We start from the raw sequence: 19,083 nt of genomic DNA on the forward strand, positions 1-19,083 counted from the left end.
ATAACTAACCATCCTATTTTTTTGTTGCAATAATTCTTATACGTACATAATCAGCATACCACTTATTGTTATAAAATAGAGCGGTTTGAAGAGCCTCTTGCACTTCATTAGTTATTTTTAGAATATCCTCTGTAGGAATATTATGAAAAAAATGCTGTCCAAACATAGTTAACCAGTCTTTAATACCTGTATCGGAGTCACTAAGTTTGGTAGGTCGTTCATACAGCCGCGCCATTGTAGTGGAAAATCCTGCTTCTTCTAAGGCTGTAGAATATTCGGCAATAGAGGGGAAATACCACGGGTTTATTTCAGCTTCCTTATGGTATCCATTTCTTCTCATGGCATGTTTTAATTCATAAATAATTGATTGCACATTGCCTTTACCTCCAAATTCTAAAACTAACTTCCCATTAGTTTTAAGGCTGTCGTACATGCAGCTGATCGCTTCTCTGTAATTTTTAACCCAGTGTAAGGTAGCATTACTGAAAATGGCATCAAAGGGCTGCGAAAAACGAAAGTCCGAAGCATCACCCACTTCAAATTGTATATGAGGATAATTTTGTTTTGCCATTTTGATCATTTCAGGAGAACTATCAAGTCCAATCACTTCGGCTTTCCTTTCCGCTATGCTATTGGTCAAAAAACCAGTGCCACAGCCCAGATCCAAAATTCTATCTGTAGGTTTTGGTTCCAATGATTCGATCAGCTCTTCACCGTAGTTATAGACAAAAGAATGTTTAGTGTCGTATAAGTGAGCATCCCATTTTGAAGGGGTTTCCATGTATGCTTGGTTATAGTATAAAAAATAAGTGAGTCAGACGGGGTAGCTCTAAGATATTATTTTCTTTTAAATAAGTATGCTTATATCTCCTTAATAATAAGTGGAGCATTGCATATGGTGTTTAAAGGCGGTTTTTCTAATTAAAAGAGAGCGATAAGGATTTACGATATGTGGAAAGTATAGTTTGAAAATAAGGCTGATCTTAATCATGTTTTTTGCTGATGCTAGTGCTGTTTTTTACATTCTTAAAACCTCATCTTTGAATTGTACTTAACAGAATAGGTCATGCAACGATTACTAGTTCCCATCGATTTTTCAGAGCAAGCCCAAAATGCGCTTCAGTTTGCAAGGGATATTGCACGCATGCACGAAGACGTTGAAATTACGTTATTGCATGCCATAGAGCATCCAATAGAAGGGTATATGGATCCTAGCGGTATCGCTATTACCTCTGGAGTAGAGGCAGACCTAATAGGAGTGCTTAGAGATAATGCAACTAAACAAATGACTACGTTTATTGGAGAGGTGTATAAAAGTAATATAGACATGCTTGTTAATGTTACCTCAAAAATAGAAATGGGTACACCCTACGAGGTCATAAGAGAAGAGTTATTACTTGGCGATTATCAGTTAGTGGTAATGGGCACAAAAGGTGCTAGCGGATTGAAGGAGCTGCTAGTAGGATCTAATGCCGAAAAGGTAGTGCGAACTGCCAACTGTCCGGTAATTACAATGCAAAATCACGTAAGTGCAGCACAAATCAGAGATATAGTTTTCGCTACAGCTACGTTAGATGACGTAACTGAAGAGTTGATAACTAAGGTTAAAAATTTGCAGAATTTATTTGATGCCACGCTGCACATCGTAAGAATAAACACCCCTAATAACTTTGAAAGGGACTATGTCGTGCACAAAGCCCTTAAGCATGTGGCACAGCGTTACATGCTTAAGGACTTTACACTCAACATTTACAATGATGAGTATGAAGAGCAAGGAATCTTATCTTTTGCTCAGCAAGTAAATGCAGGGTTGATAGCCATGGGCACGCACGGACGCACTGGTTTTGCTCACTTGCTTTCTGGCAGTATAGCCGAAGATGTAGTTAACCATGCGGGGCAACCCATCTGGACTTATCATATGAAGTAGAATTGTATTTTGTAATTTGAAATGTTAAAAGAGGCATTAGTCACGGAAAAGCTTATTTGCCACCACTGTGGAGAAGAGTGCAAAGATGAGCACTTGGAATATGATGAATATCATTTTTGCTGCAATGGATGCAAGGCAATATATGAGCTTTTTCAGGCTGATGACCTGCGCGAGCTGTACGAGCAGCGCAACAAGTCTAATCCTCATTTGGAGGGTAAATATGACTTTTTAACTAACGATGAAATAAGTAGCAATTTGTTGACTTTTAAGTCAGCAAAGCATAATGTAATACTTCTGTCGTTGCCCGATATACATTGCAGCTCATGCGTATATGTATTGGAGAACCTGACGGACTTTCAGGAAGGGGTGATTAGTTCGAAGGTGAACTTTGTAAAGAAAACGGCAGAAGTGCATTATGATCCAAGAATATTAACCTTACAAGAGGTGGCCGCTTTGTTGTCTTCAATAGGCTATCCGCCTCTTTTTAATGCTGAAGAACCTGTTAGTGAAAAAGCTGCTATTCTAAATAACTCTTTAACCCTGAAAATAGGAATAGCAGCTTTTTGTTTTGGTAATATTATGATGCTCAGTTTCCCTGAGTACCTTGGTATAAAAGAAGAGCTAACTCACGGGTTTGATCGTTTTTTTAATTACTTAAATCTTGCCCTATCACTGCCGGTATTAATATTTAGTAGTAGAGATTATTTTATATCTGCCTTTAAGGGGCTAAGATCAAAATTCATTAATATAGATGTGCCTATAGCACTAGGCATTGCGGTGCTGTTTATCAGAAGTTCTTATGAGGTTATTACAGCTTCAGGAGCAGGTTATTTTGATAGTTTGGCAGGCTTGGTGTTTTTCTTGTTAATAGGAAAATGGTTTCAAAGTAAAACATACGAAAACCTTTCTTTTGAGCGTGATTATAAAAGTTATTTCCCGCTAGCAGTTATGAAACAAACTGAAAATGGAGAAATAGCTGTGCCTATTAAAGATTTGCAGCCGGGAGACACCGTGCTGATCCGAAATCAAGAAATAATACCAGCTGATGCACGTTTGGTGAGTGAAAGTGCTTTAATCGATTATAGTTTTGTGACAGGAGAGGAGCGAGCTATTGAAAAACACTCAGGAGAAGAATTATTTGCAGGAGGAAGGCAGGCAGGAGGACGTATTACCATTGAAATTACCAAGGCCACTTCTCAAAGCTACCTAACTAGCTTATGGAACAATAAGTCTATGAAGGAGGCAGAAAATACCAGATCATTTTCTGTAGATAAAATAAGTAAACACTTTACATTAGTTATTTTGGCTATAGCATTTGCTTCAGCTATAGTGTGGTCGTTTATTGATATAAGCAAAATCTGGATAGTTTTTAGCTCTGTACTTATTGTGGCCTGTCCATGTGCTTTGGCACTTTCAGCACCATTTACTAATGGTAATACCATTCGAATTTTGGGAAGAAATAAATTCTATTTAAAAAGTGCAGAAATAGCAGAACAGCTTACCCATATTAGTAGTGTAGTTTTTGATAAAACAGGTACTATTACTTCGCCAGAAAGCACTATTCAGTTCGATGGAAATGAACTGACCGATGAGGAAAAGAGCGTGTTGAAAATATTGGCTTCAGGCTCTACACATCCATTAAGTAAAAGAATTTATGATTTCACTATTAGCAGCGATTGGCTAAGCATCAAAGGTTTTAGTGAAGAGCCAGGGAAGGGTACCAAGTGTAAATATGACAATAAAGAATATAAGTTAGGTTCGGCCAGCTGGGTAGGAGTAAAAGATACTGTTAGAAATGGACAGGTTGCTTTTAGTGTTAATGGTCGGCTGTTGGGATGGTTTGCTATTAATCATTCCTATCGTGCTGGTCTGGCTTCGCTTATATCAAGTTTACATAAGAGGTATAAACTGCACCTGCTATCGGGTGATAATAATAAAGAAGAGAGGCGTTTGCGTGGTATAGTGCCGGAGATTAGTGAAATGAGGTTTGAGCAAAAGCCTATAGATAAGTTAAATTATATAGAGAAATTACAAAACAAGGGAGAGCAAGTATTGATGCTTGGAGATGGGTTAAATGATGCCGGAGCTCTGGGTAAGAGCAATGTGGGTGTAGCTGTTACCGAAGATGTATCTACTTTTTCTCCAGCTTGTGATGCCATATTAGAAGGCAGCGAGTTGTGTAATTTAAATACGTTTCTTAAATACACCCACAGGGCTAAATATATTATCTACGGTAGTTTTTTGATTTCTTTTTTGTATAATATCGTAGGCCTTTCGTTTGCAGTTACAGGGAATTTGACACCTATATTTGCCGCTATATTGATGCCTTTAAGTAGTATTTCTGTAGTGGCATTTACAACCTTTGCTGGTAATATGGTAGCCAAGAATTTAAAACTTTAGATTATGTCTGTAATATTTGTTTTAATATTAGTGAGTATGGTAGTGGCCGGAGGTTTCTTGTCGCTTTTTATTTGGGCAGTAAGGTCGGGGCAGTTTGAAGATACCATGACTCCTTCTATGCGCATGCTGTTTGATGATAAAAAGAAGCGCAAAAAGAGTAAATGACTTAGGCAAGAGCACGGGCAGGGTATTATCAAGTTTTAATTGAATATTGCTATTCTACCTTTGGTAGTTTTTTCATAGTGTTTTTAATGCCGCGAACCATTTTTTTGTGAGAAAACTCACTGTGTATTGACATTAGTTTCTCGCTAACAGATTGCCATACAATTTTGTCTGTAGTATTGTCTATGGCTTCAACTCTTAGCGCTCCTTTCATGAAATGATAATAATCAGGCTGTTTGTAAGGGTTCCAATAAGCCAGATCTTCTTCGTTTACCCACCCTTTTTTAGTAGAGTCTTCAGTTATAAGAACGTGGAAGTTCAGCATGAGATCAGAGTTCTCATCTTCTTGTACATAGCCTTTTTCATACATTACTTGTGCTATGGTGTTGGCTATGGTATTAATAATAGTGCTGTCGTTAAACTCTAATGGACCATCGTAAGTAGGGCTACAATTATTTACCCAGCACCAAGTTTTGTAATCACTAAAACGAGCATTAGGAGATTTTTTAGTGCTGATTTTATAGTCGATACAGCTCATAAAAAGGAATAGTATGCCGCAGGTGATGAAAAAACGCATAAGGCTAAAGGTAATTAAAATATGATATAAAGATATGATGAATGTCAGCTATTCACTTGAGCGGAGTCATTAATTTTTATTAAAGAATGGGCATACTTTGTAACATGAAGATAACGGATGAACTCATAGAGAAATACAATGTACCGGTACCTAGGTATACTAGTTACCCTACAGTGCCGTATTGGGAAGAAGCACATGTGGACCAAAGTCGTTGGTTAAGAGCTACAAAAAAGGCGTTTGATGCTACTAATGATTTACACGGAATAAGTCTTTATATTCATCTGCCTTACTGCGAAAGCTTGTGTACTTACTGTGCATGCAATACAAGAATCACCAAAAATCATACTGTTGAAGAGTCGTATATCGATGCCGTGCTGGCGGAATGGGCAGTGTATTGTCATGCTTTTGTAGATAAGCCTATTATAAGAGAAATACACCTTGGAGGAGGAACTCCCACCTTTTTTAGTCCGGAAAACCTGACTAAGCTCATAGAGGGAATCACCACTAAGGCGGAGTTGCACCATGAATATAGTTTTTCTTTTGAGGGGCATCCTAATAACACCACTTACGAGCATTTGCAAAATCTATACAATGTAGGATTCAGAAGGGTGAGTTATGGTGTTCAGGATTTAGACTTTAAAGTACAGAAGGCTATCAATAGAGTGCAGCCTTATGAAAACCTGCTTAGAGCTACTGAAGATGCCAGAAGCATTGGTTATACTTCTATAAATTTTGATTTGGTATATGGATTACCATTCCAAACAGAGGCTAGTGTAGCTGATACCATTGAAAAAACACTGGAGCTGAAACCTGAGAGAATAGCATTTTATAGCTATGCTCATGTGCCTTGGAAAAGGCCAGGGCAGCGTGCCTATACAGAGCAAGACTTACCCGACAAGGGGATAAAAAGAAGATTATACGAATTAGGTAAAAAGTTATTACTTGATAGAGGATATATAGACGTAGGGATGGATCACTTTGCGCTTCCTGGAGATGAGTTATATAAAGCTTATCAGGTAAAGACAATGCATAGAAATTTTATGGGATATACGCACTCTCACACTGAGCTTTTGATTGGCTTAGGCGCAAGTGCTATAAGCGATGTGGGCACTGCTTATGCCCAAAACCATAAAACTGTAGAAGATTATAAGGCGCATGTTTTTAGCGGTGGCTTGGCATTAACCAAGGGTCACTTTTTAAATGATGAGGATTTGACCGTGCGCTCATTTATATTAGATATTGCCTGTAAAGGCGAATTATTTTGGGAGAACGCTCCTGAAATTATTGATCTCAACACACTTATACAACTCAATGTAATGGCTCAGGAGGGGTTACTAAAATTGTATGATAACGGATTGCGAATAACGGATCTTGGTATGGCGTTTTTAAGAAACATTTGCTCAGTATTTGACAAAAAGCTACGTACCGAACCTCGTAATCATCTTCAGCAATTTAGTAAAGCCATCTGACTTACGTTTCTTTTCTTCACTAAACAGGCCTTGAGTAGACAGGGCCTGTTTTTTTATGACCAAAATCATAGCAATATATCGGGGTATTTAATTGATTATAACTGATAAAAGTGCGATTTTATAGTAATGAATAAACAAAAGCTTTCTGTTATGAATACAAAAAAAAATACGGTTTTAGTGCCTCTGAATTTTAGCGAATATTCTCAGAAGGCATTAGCACTGGCTGCTGAAGTGGCCGGTCGTTGGCGCGCAAAGTTACTGATCTTACATGTGGTAGATATACCCGATTACTATGAGGTAGGAGGGGAAGAACGTAATAACTTTTTAAAAGCTGTAACTAATAATGTGAAAAGTAAGCTGGAGATAATGGCAGGGCAGGCAGCGCTCTCTGGTGTAGATGCCCATGTAATGGTAAAAGAAGGGAAAGTTGGTGCAGCTATAATAGATGTTTTAAATCAAGAGCAAGTAGCATTGGTGGTGCTTGGGTCTAAAAATTACAACCGAATGGCCGAGGTGTTAGCTGGCTCAGCATCTGAGCGCATACTGCGGTATGCTACCTGTCCCGTACTAACGGTGAAGGATGAAACGGTGATGGCTGGCTTAAAAAATATTGTGTTTGCTACTGATTTTAAATCTACTCCGCTATTTGTTAGTGATCAGTTAAGAAAACTCCAATTGATCTCTGGGGCTAAGCTTCATGTATTGAAAGTAAATACTAGAGAAAGCTGGATGTCGGATAAAGAGGCCGAAAAACATATGGAAGCTTTTAATGACATTCATCATTTTGATAATTATACCTTCCATGTTACCAATAGCGAAACGGTAGAGGATGGTATTATTCATTATTATAAAACTGTAAACGCACAGCTGGTGGCTATGGCTATTCATACCTTGCATGATCAGCCTTCTGTGGTGAATAACTATTTTATAACCGAAAAGGTACTGCAAAGCATGCCTGGCTTGCTATGGACTTGTCCTCAGCGTATGATTTGATTGTGATAAGAGGGGCATTTGCCTCTCTTTTTATTTAGTTAAAACTCATTCTAAATTCTTGAGGAGTGATACCCGTTTTGCTTTTAAATAATTTGCTGAATGATTGTGGATGCTCAAAGCCTAAATCAAAAGCTATTTGATTAATGGTGAGTGCTGTGGTAGATAGCTTTTCTTTGGCTAAGCTGATAAGCTTATTTTGTACAAATGTTTTCGTGCTTTGGCCTGTTAAAGTTTTAAGTAACCTGCTGAGGTAATTGGGGGAAATATTTAGATGATCGGCAATTAATGTTATTGAAGGAATACCCTCTGATGAAAGTCTTTCACTATTGCAATAGTCATTCAGGAATATTTCTAATGTATTGAGTACTAAGTGATGGGGCTTTTTGCGGGTTATAAATTGTCTTTGATAAAACCTCTCCGCATATTTTAAAAGCAATTCTAACTGGGCTATTATTATTTCTTGGCTATAGCTATCTATATTGGTTTGGTATTCTTGTTTTATGATCTCAATAATATTGATGATCAGCTTTTCTTCCTTTTCGGAAAGAAACAAAGCTTCGTTAGTAGCATAGCTAAAAAAATCATAATGCTTAATATTTATTGCTAGTGATGTATTCCATAAGAAATCTGGGTGGAATAGAATAAGTGAGCCGGTAAGCTGATCGTTATCGTCAGAGGCAAAAGAGAATACTTGATTAGGAGCAATAAAAGACATCATGCCTGCGTCAAAATCATAATTTTGCTGTCCGTAGCGCATTTTACCTTTAAAATCTCTTTTAATGGCGATAGCATAAAAAGAGAAGGCAAAAGTGATTTCTCTATTTTGTGTAGAAATATTTTTTAGGTCAACCACGCTTATAAGCGGATGGTCGGGACCTTCAATTTTCAGCAGCTGATGATATTCTGATATCGACTTTACCTTTATTAAAGTATTCTCTTTCACTGTAGTGCCATTTTATTACCAAGGCAAAGTACCTTCTTCACTAAAGAACTTACCTGTAGGCCCCTCTTTGCCCAAAGTGGCTGTTTTCACTATTATTTGAGCTGCAAATTCTGGTGTTCTTGTCCCTCTGAAATTGTTTAAATCCGTAGCAGTAGCACCTGGGTTGGCGCTGTTTACTTTAAAGTTACTATCTTTTAATGTATGAGCCAATGCTATTGTATAAGAGTTAAGTGCCGTTTTTGAAGCCATATATGCTACAGGTTTAATATTAGCATGTTGCCATGTTGGGTCACTCTGTAAAGTAAGTGAGCCTAGGTCACTGGTTACATTCACAATGCGCGGCTCAACTGATTTCTTGAGTAAGGGGAGAAATGCCTGAGTGGTTAATATAGCTCCGTACAAGTTTACATCTAATACCTCTTTGATAGTGTCTATAGTTACATTTTCAGGGTCTTGAGCTTGGCCTATTACTGAAATTCCTGCATTGTTGATCAGTACATCAAGTACTTCGGTTTTACTTTCCAAAGCTTTTTTTGCGAGAGTTATAGAGTCAGGATTAGCTACATCTATTATCAAAAGCTCTATGTTGTTAACACCCGTTTCATGAAGTGTTTTTATAGCTTTTTCTCCATTTTCTTTATTTCTGGACCCTAAATAAACGTAGTATCCAAGTTCGGCCATTTGTTTGGCAGTTTGAAGCCCAATTCCTTTGTTGGCACCAGTAATTAATACTTTTTTCATATTGTGTGAAATTTGTTTTGACAAAGGTCATTCCATACACAGTTAAAATATTAATCAAATCTATCCATCTACTCATCAAAACTGACTTTTTACAGCCTTTCCCTGAAGGTATAAATGAAATAATATAATCCTTGTGCTAATTATTGGTTAAAGTCAATTGGTGCAGGAGGCAAATTCGCATAGCACCTTATATACATAAGGTTTTGGTGTATTTAATGACTTAGTTCTGAGTGAAGAAACTCTTATAAATAACCTTTCTAAATAATGGTAACTGTATTTACAGTGCTTAATTCACGATTAGTATTTAAAACTGATAAAAATCAACTTTTGCCCTAACCTATATCAATATACCCCATCGAGCAGGTAGTTAATTTCACGTTGTAATTAATTAAGAATAAATTGCTTATGGAACTTGAAAAATTCAGTTATGATAATAAGATCGTCAAGGCTTTTATCATGGCTACCGTTATTTTCGGTTTAGTGGGGATGCTGGTCGGCCTTACAGCAGCCATTCAGCTATTTTACCCCATTTTTAACTTCGATACTCCATATACAACTTTTGGTCGTATTCGTCCTTTGCATACTAATGCTGTAATATTTGCATTCGTGGGAAATGCCATGTTTGCAGGAGTTTATTATTCTATGCAGAGGTTATTGAAAACACGTATGTTTTCAGATTTACTGAGCTGGATTAACTTTTGGGGTTGGCAGCTTATCATCTTGGCAGCTGCTATAAGCTTGCCTCTGGGTTTTACTACTTCTAAAGAGTACGCAGAGTTAGAGTGGCCTATTGATTTGGCTATTACACTCATCTGGGTGGTTTTTGGTATCAACATGATTGGTACTATTCTTAAAAGAAGAGAGAAGCACATGTATGTAGCTATCTGGTTTTACATAGCTACGTTTGTTACAGTAGCAGTGCTGCATGTAGTAAACTCATTTGAATTGCCGGTGAGCTTTATGAAAAGTTATAGCTGGTATGCTGGTGTGCAAGATGCATTAGTGCAATGGTGGTACGGTCACAATGCTGTGGCATTCTTTTTAACCACTCCTTTTTTAGGTTTAATGTATTACTATTTACCAAAAGCTGCTAATAGGCCAGTTTATTCTTATAAGTTGTCGATTATACACTTTTGGTCTTTAATTTTTATTTACATATGGGCAGGCCCTCACCACTTGCTTTATACATCATTACCTGACTGGGCTCAGTCTTTGGGTACTGTGTTCTCTATTATGTTAATAGCTCCTAGCTGGGGTGGTATGCTTAATGGTTTACTTACTTTAAGAGGAGCTTGGGACAAGGTAAGAGAAGACCCTGTTTTGAAATTTATGGTGGTAGCCGTTACAGCTTATGGTATGGCTACTTTTGAAGGACCCATGCTTTCATTGAAAAATGTGAATGCCATAGCTCACTTCACTGACTGGATTATTGCTCACGTTCATATTGGAGGTTTAGGGTGGAATGGTTTCCTTACTTTCGGTATGTTGTACTGGTTGGTGCCTAAAATGTGGGGTACAAAGTTATTCAGTACTAAATTGGCCAATGTTCACTTCTGGATTGGTACCCTAGGAATTATATTCTATGCGCTTCCATTATATGTAGCAGGTATTACTCAAAGCTTAATGTGGAAAGAGTTTAATCCTGATGGATTTTTAGAGTATAAAAACTTCTTAGAAACTGTAGTGCAGATATTACCCATGTATATGCTACGTGCTATAGGTGGTGGTTTGTACTTGTGCGGTGCTATTTTAATGAGTTATAACCTTATTAAAACAGCTAAGCAGGGTAGCTTCATTGCTAATGAAGATGCAGCTGCTGCTCCTTTAGAAAAGCACAAAAAAACTGTTGGAGGACACTGGCACAGTGTTTTGGAAAGAAAACCTGTATTGTTTACCGTATTAACCGCTGTGGCCATTCTTATCGGTGGATTAATAGAAATGGTGCCTACCTTTTTAATAAAAAGCAATGTTCCTACTATTAGCAGTGTACAGCCATATTCTCCACTAGAGTTACAAGGTAGAGATTTATATATAAGAGAAGGTTGTGTGAGTTGCCACTCTCAGATGGTAAGACCTTTTAGGTCAGAGACCGAAAGATATGGTGAATACTCTAAAGCAGGAGAATTTGTTTATGATCACCCATTCTTGTGGGGGTCAAAACGTACTGGGCCTGATTTACATAGAGTAGGACATAAATATCCTAATAGCTGGCATTTTAAACATATGCTAGACCCCGCATCTGTATCCGAAGGTTCTATTATGCCTCCATACCCTTGGTTGTTTGAGTCAGTAATAGATAAAAGTACTACTGCGGCTAAGATTTCGGCTATGAGAAAGCTCGGTGTGCCATACCCTGAAGGGTACGAAGAAATTGCTAATGCAGAGCTAGATAAGCAGGCAGAAGAAATAGCTAAGAGCTTAAAAGAGCAGATAGACGAGGAGGTGATGCCTGATGCGGAAATAGTGGCACTAATAGCTTATTTACAACGCCTTGGTACTGATATATCAGTGAAGCCAGAGCAAATGCAGTCATCAGATTTAGAAGCATCAAACCAGTAAAACTATGTTTAAGCATTATTTTGAACAAGTGCATAATGTGGAGGTTTGGCCCATTATCTCTTTAACAATATTTTTCATCTTTTTTATATGTCTAATCTTATGGGTTATTCAGGTGGACAAATCATATATAAAAACTATGAGTGAGCTACCGGTTGCAGATGAAAATGATGAATTGTCTCATACCAAAACACTACAATCATGACCTTAAAAAGTAAGTATAAGAAAATCGCTTTCATGGCCCTGTTGATGAGTTTTGGTGGCTTTGGGGTATATGCTCAGGAAGCAGCTATAAAAACGGCAGACCCAGTGTCTTTTTACATAGTAATGGGGTTTGTATTTGTTACAGCCCTTATAGTATTGCGCGTGTCTATGGTGATACTAAACCTGTTGAAAACCTTTGTAAGGCTAGAAGCCAAGAAAAAGGCCGAGGCCAGAGGGGAGGTTTTTGAAGAAGCTAAGCCCGACAATTGGTGGGGTAAATTTATTACCAAAGCTAATGATGCCATTCCTGTGGAAGAGGAGGAGAGCATTATTTTAGATCATGATTATGATGGTATTAAGGAGTTAGACAATCACTTGCCACCATGGTGGAAGGGCATTTTCTATGTTTCTATTGTGTTTGGTGTGGTGTATTTATGTGTTTATCATGTATTTGGTACTATGCCACTGCAAGTAGAGGAATATGAGTTGGCCATGACCGAAGCACAAGAGGCCGCATTAGTACGTCAGGCCAATGCTCCTGCAAGCAACATTGATGAAAGCAATGTAGAACAGGTTACTGATCCTGCATTACTAGCCAAAGGAGCACAGGTGTTTAAAAATAACTGTGCGGCATGTCATAGAGAAGATGGTGGTGGCGGTATAGGCCCTAACCTTACTGATGACTATTGGCTGCATGGAGGTGGTATCAAAAACATATTTTCTACCATTAAACATGGTGTGCCAGAGAAGGGGATGATTTCGTGGGAGCCTTTATTGTCTGCGGATCAATTGCAAAACGTGGCATCGTATGTAATGAGTATTCATGGTAGCAACCCTGCCAATGCTAAAGATCCTCAGGGAGAATTATATGTGGAAGAAGGAGGGGAGTCAGCCCCTGCAACTGAAGGTGTAGATAGCACCGCAATAGCGGCTCCCGCAGATAGCGCAGCCATAGCCATTGCGGAATAATAAACATTAGCCCAATAAGATCAATGGAAAATTTATATGAATTTGATCAGGAGTTTAAAGATACAATAGCTACTGTAGATGCTGAAGGGAAAAGGGTTTGGGTGTATCCCAAGAAACCTTCTGGTCAGTATCATAAAATGCGAAGCATTGTAGCAGTAGTTTTATTGACTATACTGTTTGCCGGGCCATTTTTAAAAATTAACGGCAGGCCGTTTTTATTGCTTAACATATTTGAACGCAAGTTTGTAATCCTGGGCCAGGCTTTCTGGCCCCAGGATTTCTTTCTTCTGGCGCTACTCTTAATTACTTTTTTTGTCTTCGTTATTCTGTTTACAGTAATTTTTGGACGGATTTGGTGCGGATGGGCTTGCCCCCAAACCTTATTTATGGAAATGGTTTTCCGTAAAATCGAATATTTAATTGAAGGAGATGCTAACCAGAAACGTAAGCTTGACCAGAGTAAATGGACAGCTGAGAAAATCCGTAAGAAAGGACTAAAACACTTAGTTTTTGTGGTAATAGCCCTTGTTATCTCTCATACAGTAATGGCCTACCTTATTGGTATAGATCAGGTTAAAGAAATAGTGTCTCAATCACCTACAGAACACTGGGCAGGTTTCATTGGACTAATGGCATTTACGGGCATTTTTTATGCTGTTTTTGCTTGGTTTAGAGAGCAAGCCTGTGTAGCGGTGTGTCCTTATGGCAGGCTGCAAGGAGTACTGTTAGATAAAAAATCTATAGCTGTAATGTACGACTGGCTCAGGGGTGAGCCTAGGGGTAAAATGAAGAAAAAAACTGGTGATGCACCCAAAGGAGATTGTATAGATTGTAAATTGTGTGTGCATGCTTGCCCTACCGGTATAGATATAAGAAATGGCACTCAGTTAGAATGTGTAAACTGTACTGCCTGTATTGATGCCTGTGATGATGTGATGTTGAAAATCAACAAGCCAAAAGGGTTAATAAAATACTCATCTTATGAGGCTATAGAAGAAGGTAAACAAAAAATATTTACCAAAAGAGCGGCTGCGTATTCTGTGGTTTTAGTTTTTCTTTTAGGTGTTTTAGGGTTTTCTCTAAGCACTCGGTCAGATATAGAAACTACCATTTTAAAAGTACCGGGGCAGCTATATCAAAAAACTGATGATGGTTATATAAGTAACCTCTATAACATACAGTTTGTCAACAAAACTTTTGATGAAATTACTTTAAGACTAAAGGTGGAAAATAACCCGCAGGCTATTATTACCAAAGTAGGGTCTGATTCAGTAATAGTGCCGGCCAATGGTCTTGCAGAAGGCGTTTATTTTATCAAAATACCCAAAGAAGAGGTGAAGTCTATGAAGACTAAGTTGGAAATAGGAGTTTACAAAGGTGGCGAGCAGATAGAAAAGAATACTGCTAATTTTTTGGGCCCTATGAGAGGTAAATAAACATATGCTGATTGAATAATAAGAATTTAAACTAATAAAGATATGAGCTGGGGTATAAGAATAGTTATTGCATTTACTTGTTTTGTAGCATTAGTGGCTACCATGGTTACTATAAGTATGAAGCAAGATGTTAGCCTGGTAGCGCAAGATTATTACGTGCAGGAAATTGCATATCAAGATCAGATAGAGAGAATAAAAAATGCACAATTAAAGAATGACGACCAGTTACTAGTTAAGCTAGATAGGGCTAATGGTCTATTGTCATTAAGTATGATCAATAAAAATATCGCTGAGGGCGAAGTCCATTTTTTCAGACCATCTAATGCTACATTAGATAAGAAATATGTGCTGAAATTTAATGATGCCGGTCAGCAGAATTTTGATCTACACCATTTTCAAAAAGGACTTTGGAAGTTAAAGATCAATTGGAATAAAAACGGTAAAGAATATTACGAGGAGCAGACTATAGTAATATAATCACAAGATGGATAGTTATATAATACCGGGATTTGTGGCTGGCTTTTTAGGTAGCATACATTGTGCTGTTATGTGTGGCCCACTGTCAATGGCAGTAAATGGTCAGCGTAATTTTTTGCAGCAGGTATTTTATAATACAGGTAGGCTAGTGACTTATGTAGGGTTAGGCATAGCCTTTGGTTTAATGGGGCGTGGGCTTTCCGTATTTGGCTGGCAGCAGGGGGTCTCAATAGTTATGGGGCTCGTGGTGATTGCTTTTGCTCTTTTTCCTAGGTTTCAGCATAAATTGTTGCAATCACCAATGCATCAAAGCATTATTCAACCATTACGCAGAAGCTTACAATCTGTGTTGAAGAATAAAAACCCATTTACCTTTATGGCTATTGGCATGCTCAATGGCTTATTGCCATGTGGATTGGTGTATATGGTGCTATCAATGAGTGTAGCTAGTGGCACAGTGGAGGGGGGCGCTCTAGTGATGCTTGGTTTTGCTTTGGGTACTTGGCCCATGATGTTGGGGGTAACCAAGCTATTTGCGGTCCTGAAAAAGAATAATACGTTTTCCTTGCAGTATATTATACCCTCATTGGCTGTAGTTATGGGTACATTGCTAATTCTCAGGGGGCTATCATTAAATATTCCCTATGTAAGCCCTGTTATATCTACCCTGGGGCTCGATTGGGGCATGTCGGGTTGCGGCATGTAAGCTTGAGTCTAGTAATAGTCCTTTGAATTAATTTTAAAATAAGGTAGCTTCATTGTTTTATTTATGTGGATACTGGGGTGCTCACCCTTATGATAAATAGCAATGAAAAAAATAATAATTTGGTTACTCTTTATATTAGCCTTACTAATGATTTCAGTAATGGGGTATTCTGAGGAATGGTTCAAACTCAAATCAAGTTTAATTTTGCCATATAAGTCAGTGGTAAGTGCTGGGTTTGGAGGATTGCTTTATTTATTCAGAGCCATGTATGTACAAAAATGTGTTCATAAAAGATGGGATAAGGAATGGGAATTATGGTATTATTTAAGGCCATTTACAAGTCTTTTGAGCGGAATAGGAAGTTATATTTTTTTAAAAGCTGGAGTATTAGTTTTAAATGCGGAGATTGAAATCTCAACCTCATCATTTGGCTTTATGGCTGTAGCATTTATTGCGGGCTTAAACGTAGATAAATTTGTCGATAAATTAGAAGACCTAGCTAAGGCCACATGGGGAGTGGATAAAACAAGAATGAATTCGAAAAAACAGGATGACGAAAAGCCTACTTAATTATTGATGATTGCTGTATGTTTTATGGCAAAGAGTTAACTGAAATACAGTAATTCGTGTGAATTAATATTTAAAGACTAAGTTTTTGCTTATAATTAGGTTTCTGATGAGGGAAGATATACTTTAAACAATTGAAATTCAGTTTCATATTTAATGAGGAGATATAGAAACCTTATGATGAAAATGGAGTTATTAGAATATAAATTTAACAAACCTTTATAATAATGAAGTACCTAGTGTTATGTGCTTGTCTATTTGTTTGTAATTATACATTGGCTCAGGTAGATACTACCACTTTGAGACAAGATGTGAGGCAATCTGAGATGTTAAACGCTAATCTTTTTATAGGCGATGTTACAGATGAAAATCAACCTCTTTACATCTACTTTATTGAGGGTGTGGCTTATGAAGATACCGAATTAACAGGAAAGGCCTTACAGCAAATTAACCTCAACGACATTGATGCCATAAGTATAATTACCGGAGATGATGCCTTTGATACTTATGGTGAGAAAGGTAAAAATGGAGTGATAGAAGTTTCTCTAAAAAATGAGAAGGTTACCGATAAGCAATATTTGAAGAAATGGAAAGGATAATTCTATTGTGCGTAAAAGAAATTGCGAAGGCCTTAAGTTAATTAAGGCCTTTTTTTTGCCCATGCCTATTATATGCTCACTACTAAATGTAGGTAAATATCTAACTATCAGTAGGTAATTTTATTTTTGAATATGACCTCTCGTTGAAATTATGACCGTTTTCAGGTTGCTGACTGATTCAGGTCATGTTCTGGTAAGCGCTTAGCTAATACATTTGTACTAATTAAAAGCACATGCAATAGCAGCATATGCTGATGACTTTATGTTAAGTATAACCAAAATTGATGTCACTGATGAATAATACATTAAAAATTGTAAGTGCAGAGGAAGCAGTTAAGGATATAAAATCGGGCAATAGAATTTTGATTCAAGGTGCAGCCATGACCCCAACGGTGCTGGTAGATGCCTTATGTAATAGATATAAAGAGCTTGAAGATGTAGAGGTAATACACATGCACACTGAAGGAGAGGCATTATACAGTGTAGAGCCTTATCGCGAAGCTTTTAAAATCAACAGTTGTTTTGTAGGTAAAAATGTTCGTGAAGCTATTAATTCAGGACATGGCGATTATATTCCCATTTTTTTAAGTGAGGTACATTTATTATTCAGAAGAAATATTTTACCTCTCGATGCCGCTATTATTCAAGTTTCGCCTCCCGACAGGCACGGATACTGCTCTTTGGGTACTTCTGTGGATGTAGTAATACCCGCATTAGAAACTGCAAAAATGGTTATTGCACAGGTTAACCCAAGGGTGCCGCGCACGCACGGTGATGGTATCATCCACGTGAGTAAGATAAATTATGCTATAGAGGCCGAAGTGCCTATTTATAGTTCGCATATAAAAACTCCAACAGAGATAGAAGAGCGCATAGGGCGCCACGTGGCTGGTTTGGTTGAAGATGGAGCTACCTTACAAATGGGGATAGGTGGTATACCCAACGTGGTATTGGCTAACTTAAAAGATCATAGAAGGCTGGGTATTCATACAGAGATGTTCTCCGATGGTGTTTTACCGCTAATAGAGGCAGGAGTAATTACTGGAGAGGAGAAGAAGGTGAAGCCAGGGAAAATAGTGAGCTGCTTTGCTGTGGGCTCTCAAAAGCTGTATGACTTTATGGATGATAACCCATTGGTAGATATGAAAGAAGCGGCCTATACCAATGATACTTCTATCATTAGAAGAAACCCAAAAGTTACGGCCATAAACAGTGCCATAGAAATTGATTTGTGTGGACAGATCTGTGCCGATACAATAGGAAAATTCCAATATTCTGGTGTTGGTGGGCAAATGGATTTTATCAGAGGAGCATCATTATCTCCAGGGGGTAAAGCCATATTTGCCATGCCTTCTATTACTAATAAGGGCATTTCTAAAATAGTGCCTTACCTTAAAGAAGGAGCAGGGGTAACCACTACCAGAGCTCACGTTCACTATGTGGCTACAGAGTATGGGGTGGTAGATTTATTTGGTAAAAACCTCAAACAGCGCGCTCATGCACTCATTTCTATTTCGCATCCCGATCATAGAGAGTCACTTGAAAGAGAAGCATTTGAAAGATTTCATGCGCTTGTATAGATAAAGAATTATTCCGTTAACTAGTGTAGAGAGGGTGGATTAGTGGAGCCAAAAGAGGCGCACTTTCCATCCTTCTTTTTTTTGCACTCAGCCAAGATTATTGCCGTCTTTAATCATGTTTTCTGCTGACTTAGGTCATATTCTATGCTTTAGTTTCAGAGTATCATTGTATTAACAAAACACTAGCACAATGATACGCAGAACTTACATTACAATTTTTTTAGTTGCTATGGCTGTTGTTGCTACAGCACAATCTCAATACACCGTTAACAACAAAGCTTCAGAGCTTGAAGTGACCGGTACCTCTACCTTGCACGATTGGGAATTGAAGGCTGAGAAGCTAACAGGTAAAGCCTCAGTAGAAATAGGTGGTGATAAGTTAGATATTGCATCACTAAACTTTTCAGCGGCCACTGAGGGGCTGAAGAGTGATAAAGATGCGATGGACAATAACGCCTATAAAGCATTGAAAAGTGATGAATACGCAAACATCACCTATACATTGGTTAAAGCAGAGCAAGTAAAGGGAAGCGGTAGCGCTTATACCTTATCTACATCTGGCAAGCTAACTATTGCTGGGCACAGCAAAAGCATTAATATGCCCGTAACAGCAACTACCAGTAGCAACAGCATTTCATTCAAAGGATCTATCACCTTTAAAATGTCAGATTTTAAAGTGGAGCCCCCAACCCTCTTTATGGGAACGCTCAAAACCGGAGATGAAATTACTATTAACTTCAATGTAACCTATTCTAAATAACCATTTTTAACAGTACA

General features: G+C 38.0%; 18 protein-coding genes. 14 read left to right on the forward strand and 4 right to left on the reverse strand.

Annotation, left to right across the window (positions count from 1 at the left end):
* Window positions 1-13: 13 nt before the first annotated feature.
* Window positions 14-781, reverse strand: a complete 768-nt coding sequence (locus tag ACXACQ_RS13545; RefSeq protein ID WP_474976487.1) for a class I SAM-dependent methyltransferase — start codon at window positions 779-781, stop codon at window positions 14-16.
* Window positions 782-1,066: 285 nt separating this feature from the next.
* Here ACXACQ_RS13545 and ACXACQ_RS13550 point away from each other — a divergent pair, with 285 nt between their 5' ends.
* Genes ACXACQ_RS13550 through ccoS form a run of 3 tightly spaced genes read left to right on the forward strand, consistent with a single transcriptional unit; the run spans window position 1,067 to window position 4,492 of the window.
* Window positions 1,067-1,927, forward strand: a complete 861-nt coding sequence (locus ACXACQ_RS13550; RefSeq protein WP_474976488.1) for a universal stress protein — start codon at window positions 1,067-1,069, stop codon at window positions 1,925-1,927.
* A gap of 21 nt (window positions 1,928-1,948) precedes the next feature.
* Window positions 1,949-4,327 (forward strand): heavy metal translocating P-type ATPase, encoded by a 2,379-nt coding sequence (locus ACXACQ_RS13555; protein WP_474976489.1) that lies wholly within the window; start codon window positions 1,949-1,951, stop codon window positions 4,325-4,327.
* 3 nt (window positions 4,328-4,330) lie between these two features.
* Window positions 4,331-4,492, forward strand: coding sequence for a cbb3-type cytochrome oxidase assembly protein CcoS (gene ccoS / locus ACXACQ_RS13560; protein ID WP_474976490.1), 162 nt, complete (start codon window positions 4,331-4,333; stop codon window positions 4,490-4,492).
* A 49-nt stretch (window positions 4,493-4,541) separates the two neighbouring features.
* Here the strand turns inward: ccoS and ACXACQ_RS13565 are convergent, their stop codons facing one another.
* A complete protein-coding gene (locus ACXACQ_RS13565; protein WP_474976491.1) occupies window positions 4,542-5,066 on the reverse strand; it encodes a DUF4136 domain-containing protein in 525 nt (174 codons plus the stop codon).
* A 104-nt stretch (window positions 5,067-5,170) separates the two neighbouring features.
* Between ACXACQ_RS13565 and hemN the strand changes: the two genes are divergently transcribed.
* Together hemN and ACXACQ_RS13575 are read left to right on the forward strand one after the other, a co-directional pair.
* Window positions 5,171-6,535: an oxygen-independent coproporphyrinogen III oxidase gene (gene hemN / locus ACXACQ_RS13570; protein WP_474976492.1), complete on the forward strand. Its 1,365-nt coding sequence runs from the start codon at window positions 5,171-5,173 to the stop codon at window positions 6,533-6,535.
* Window positions 6,536-6,685: 150 nt separating this feature from the next.
* Window positions 6,686-7,528: a universal stress protein gene (locus ACXACQ_RS13575; RefSeq protein ID WP_474976493.1), complete on the forward strand. Its 843-nt coding sequence runs from the start codon at window positions 6,686-6,688 to the stop codon at window positions 7,526-7,528.
* Window positions 7,529-7,562: 34 nt separating this feature from the next.
* On the opposite strand, the gene ACXACQ_RS13580 is transcribed toward ACXACQ_RS13575, so the two are convergent.
* A complete protein-coding gene (locus ACXACQ_RS13580; protein ID WP_474976494.1) occupies window positions 7,563-8,471 on the reverse strand; it encodes a helix-turn-helix domain-containing protein in 909 nt (302 codons plus the stop codon).
* 15 nt (window positions 8,472-8,486) lie between these two features.
* Complete coding sequence (locus tag ACXACQ_RS13585; RefSeq protein ID WP_474976495.1) at window positions 8,487-9,212, reverse strand: SDR family NAD(P)-dependent oxidoreductase; 726 nt, start codon at window positions 9,210-9,212, stop codon at window positions 8,487-8,489.
* A gap of 405 nt (window positions 9,213-9,617) precedes the next feature.
* Here ACXACQ_RS13585 and ccoN point away from each other — a divergent pair, with 405 nt between their 5' ends.
* The 9 genes from ccoN (at window position 9,618) to ACXACQ_RS13630 (ending at window position 19,066) form a co-directional block, all read left to right on the forward strand.
* Window positions 9,618-11,771 carry a cytochrome-c oxidase, cbb3-type subunit I gene (gene ccoN, locus ACXACQ_RS13590; RefSeq protein ID WP_474976496.1) on the forward strand — a complete coding sequence of 718 codons (2,154 nt, stop codon included), beginning with the start codon at window positions 9,618-9,620 and terminating at the stop codon, window positions 11,769-11,771.
* 198 nt (window positions 11,772-11,969) lie between these two features.
* Window positions 11,970-12,941, forward strand: a complete 972-nt coding sequence (locus ACXACQ_RS13595; RefSeq protein WP_474976497.1) for a cbb3-type cytochrome c oxidase N-terminal domain-containing protein — start codon at window positions 11,970-11,972, stop codon at window positions 12,939-12,941.
* A 23-nt stretch (window positions 12,942-12,964) separates the two neighbouring features.
* A complete protein-coding gene (ccoG, locus tag ACXACQ_RS13600) occupies window positions 12,965-14,377 on the forward strand; it encodes a cytochrome c oxidase accessory protein CcoG (RefSeq protein WP_474976498.1) in 1,413 nt (470 codons plus the stop codon).
* A 42-nt stretch (window positions 14,378-14,419) separates the two neighbouring features.
* Entirely contained in the window at window positions 14,420-14,854 is a 435-nt protein-coding gene (locus ACXACQ_RS13605) for a FixH family protein (RefSeq protein WP_474976499.1), read from the forward strand.
* A 7-nt stretch (window positions 14,855-14,861) separates the two neighbouring features.
* Window positions 14,862-15,560, forward strand: coding sequence for a sulfite exporter TauE/SafE family protein (locus ACXACQ_RS13610; protein WP_474976500.1), 699 nt, complete (start codon window positions 14,862-14,864; stop codon window positions 15,558-15,560).
* Between the two features lie 102 nt (window positions 15,561-15,662).
* Window positions 15,663-16,130 (forward strand): hypothetical protein, encoded by a 468-nt coding sequence (locus ACXACQ_RS13615; protein WP_474976501.1) that lies wholly within the window; start codon window positions 15,663-15,665, stop codon window positions 16,128-16,130.
* Window positions 16,131-16,354: 224 nt separating this feature from the next.
* Entirely contained in the window at window positions 16,355-16,726 is a 372-nt protein-coding gene (locus ACXACQ_RS13620; protein ID WP_474976502.1) for a hypothetical protein, read from the forward strand.
* Between the two features lie 293 nt (window positions 16,727-17,019).
* A complete protein-coding gene (locus ACXACQ_RS13625) occupies window positions 17,020-18,306 on the forward strand; it encodes an acetyl-CoA hydrolase/transferase family protein (RefSeq protein WP_474976503.1) in 1,287 nt (428 codons plus the stop codon).
* A 190-nt stretch (window positions 18,307-18,496) separates the two neighbouring features.
* Window positions 18,497-19,066: a YceI family protein gene (locus ACXACQ_RS13630; protein ID WP_474976504.1), complete on the forward strand. Its 570-nt coding sequence runs from the start codon at window positions 18,497-18,499 to the stop codon at window positions 19,064-19,066.
* The last annotated feature ends 17 nt before the right edge of the window (window positions 19,067-19,083 follow it).

The organism is Fulvivirga sp. AWR4_260, assembly GCF_056158185.1.

Excerpts from the sequence above, each read along its gene's own strand:
- ACXACQ_RS13585 (WP_474976495.1), bottom strand. The coding sequence starts at position 9,212 with ATGAAAAAAGTATTAATTACTGGTGCCAACAAAGGAATTGGGCTTCAA.
- ACXACQ_RS13625 (WP_474976503.1), top strand. The coding sequence starts at position 17,020 with ATGAATAATACATTAAAAATTGTAAGTGCAGAGGAAGCAGTTAAGGAT.
- ACXACQ_RS13595 (WP_474976497.1), top strand. The coding sequence starts at position 11,970 with ATGACCTTAAAAAGTAAGTATAAGAAAATCGCTTTCATGGCCCTGTTG.
- ACXACQ_RS13555 (WP_474976489.1), top strand. The coding sequence starts at position 1,949 with ATGTTAAAAGAGGCATTAGTCACGGAAAAGCTTATTTGCCACCACTGT.
- ACXACQ_RS13565 (WP_474976491.1), bottom strand. The coding sequence starts at position 5,066 with ATGCGTTTTTTCATCACCTGCGGCATACTATTCCTTTTTATGAGCTGT.
- ACXACQ_RS13615 (WP_474976501.1), top strand. The coding sequence starts at position 15,663 with ATGAAAAAAATAATAATTTGGTTACTCTTTATATTAGCCTTACTAATG.
- ACXACQ_RS13630 (WP_474976504.1), top strand. The coding sequence starts at position 18,497 with ATGATACGCAGAACTTACATTACAATTTTTTTAGTTGCTATGGCTGTT.
- ACXACQ_RS13550 (WP_474976488.1), top strand. The coding sequence starts at position 1,067 with ATGCAACGATTACTAGTTCCCATCGATTTTTCAGAGCAAGCCCAAAAT.
- ACXACQ_RS13620 (WP_474976502.1), top strand. The coding sequence starts at position 16,355 with ATGAAGTACCTAGTGTTATGTGCTTGTCTATTTGTTTGTAATTATACA.
- ACXACQ_RS13545 (WP_474976487.1), bottom strand. The coding sequence starts at position 781 with ATGGAAACCCCTTCAAAATGGGATGCTCACTTATACGACACTAAACAT.
- ccoG (WP_474976498.1), top strand. The coding sequence starts at position 12,965 with ATGGAAAATTTATATGAATTTGATCAGGAGTTTAAAGATACAATAGCT.
- ACXACQ_RS13610 (WP_474976500.1), top strand. The coding sequence starts at position 14,862 with ATGGATAGTTATATAATACCGGGATTTGTGGCTGGCTTTTTAGGTAGC.
- ACXACQ_RS13605 (WP_474976499.1), top strand. The coding sequence starts at position 14,420 with ATGAGCTGGGGTATAAGAATAGTTATTGCATTTACTTGTTTTGTAGCA.
- ccoS (WP_474976490.1), top strand. The coding sequence starts at position 4,331 with ATGTCTGTAATATTTGTTTTAATATTAGTGAGTATGGTAGTGGCCGGA.
- ACXACQ_RS13575 (WP_474976493.1), top strand. The coding sequence starts at position 6,686 with ATGAATACAAAAAAAAATACGGTTTTAGTGCCTCTGAATTTTAGCGAA.
- hemN (WP_474976492.1), top strand. The coding sequence starts at position 5,171 with ATGAAGATAACGGATGAACTCATAGAGAAATACAATGTACCGGTACCT.
- ccoN (WP_474976496.1), top strand. The coding sequence starts at position 9,618 with ATGGAACTTGAAAAATTCAGTTATGATAATAAGATCGTCAAGGCTTTT.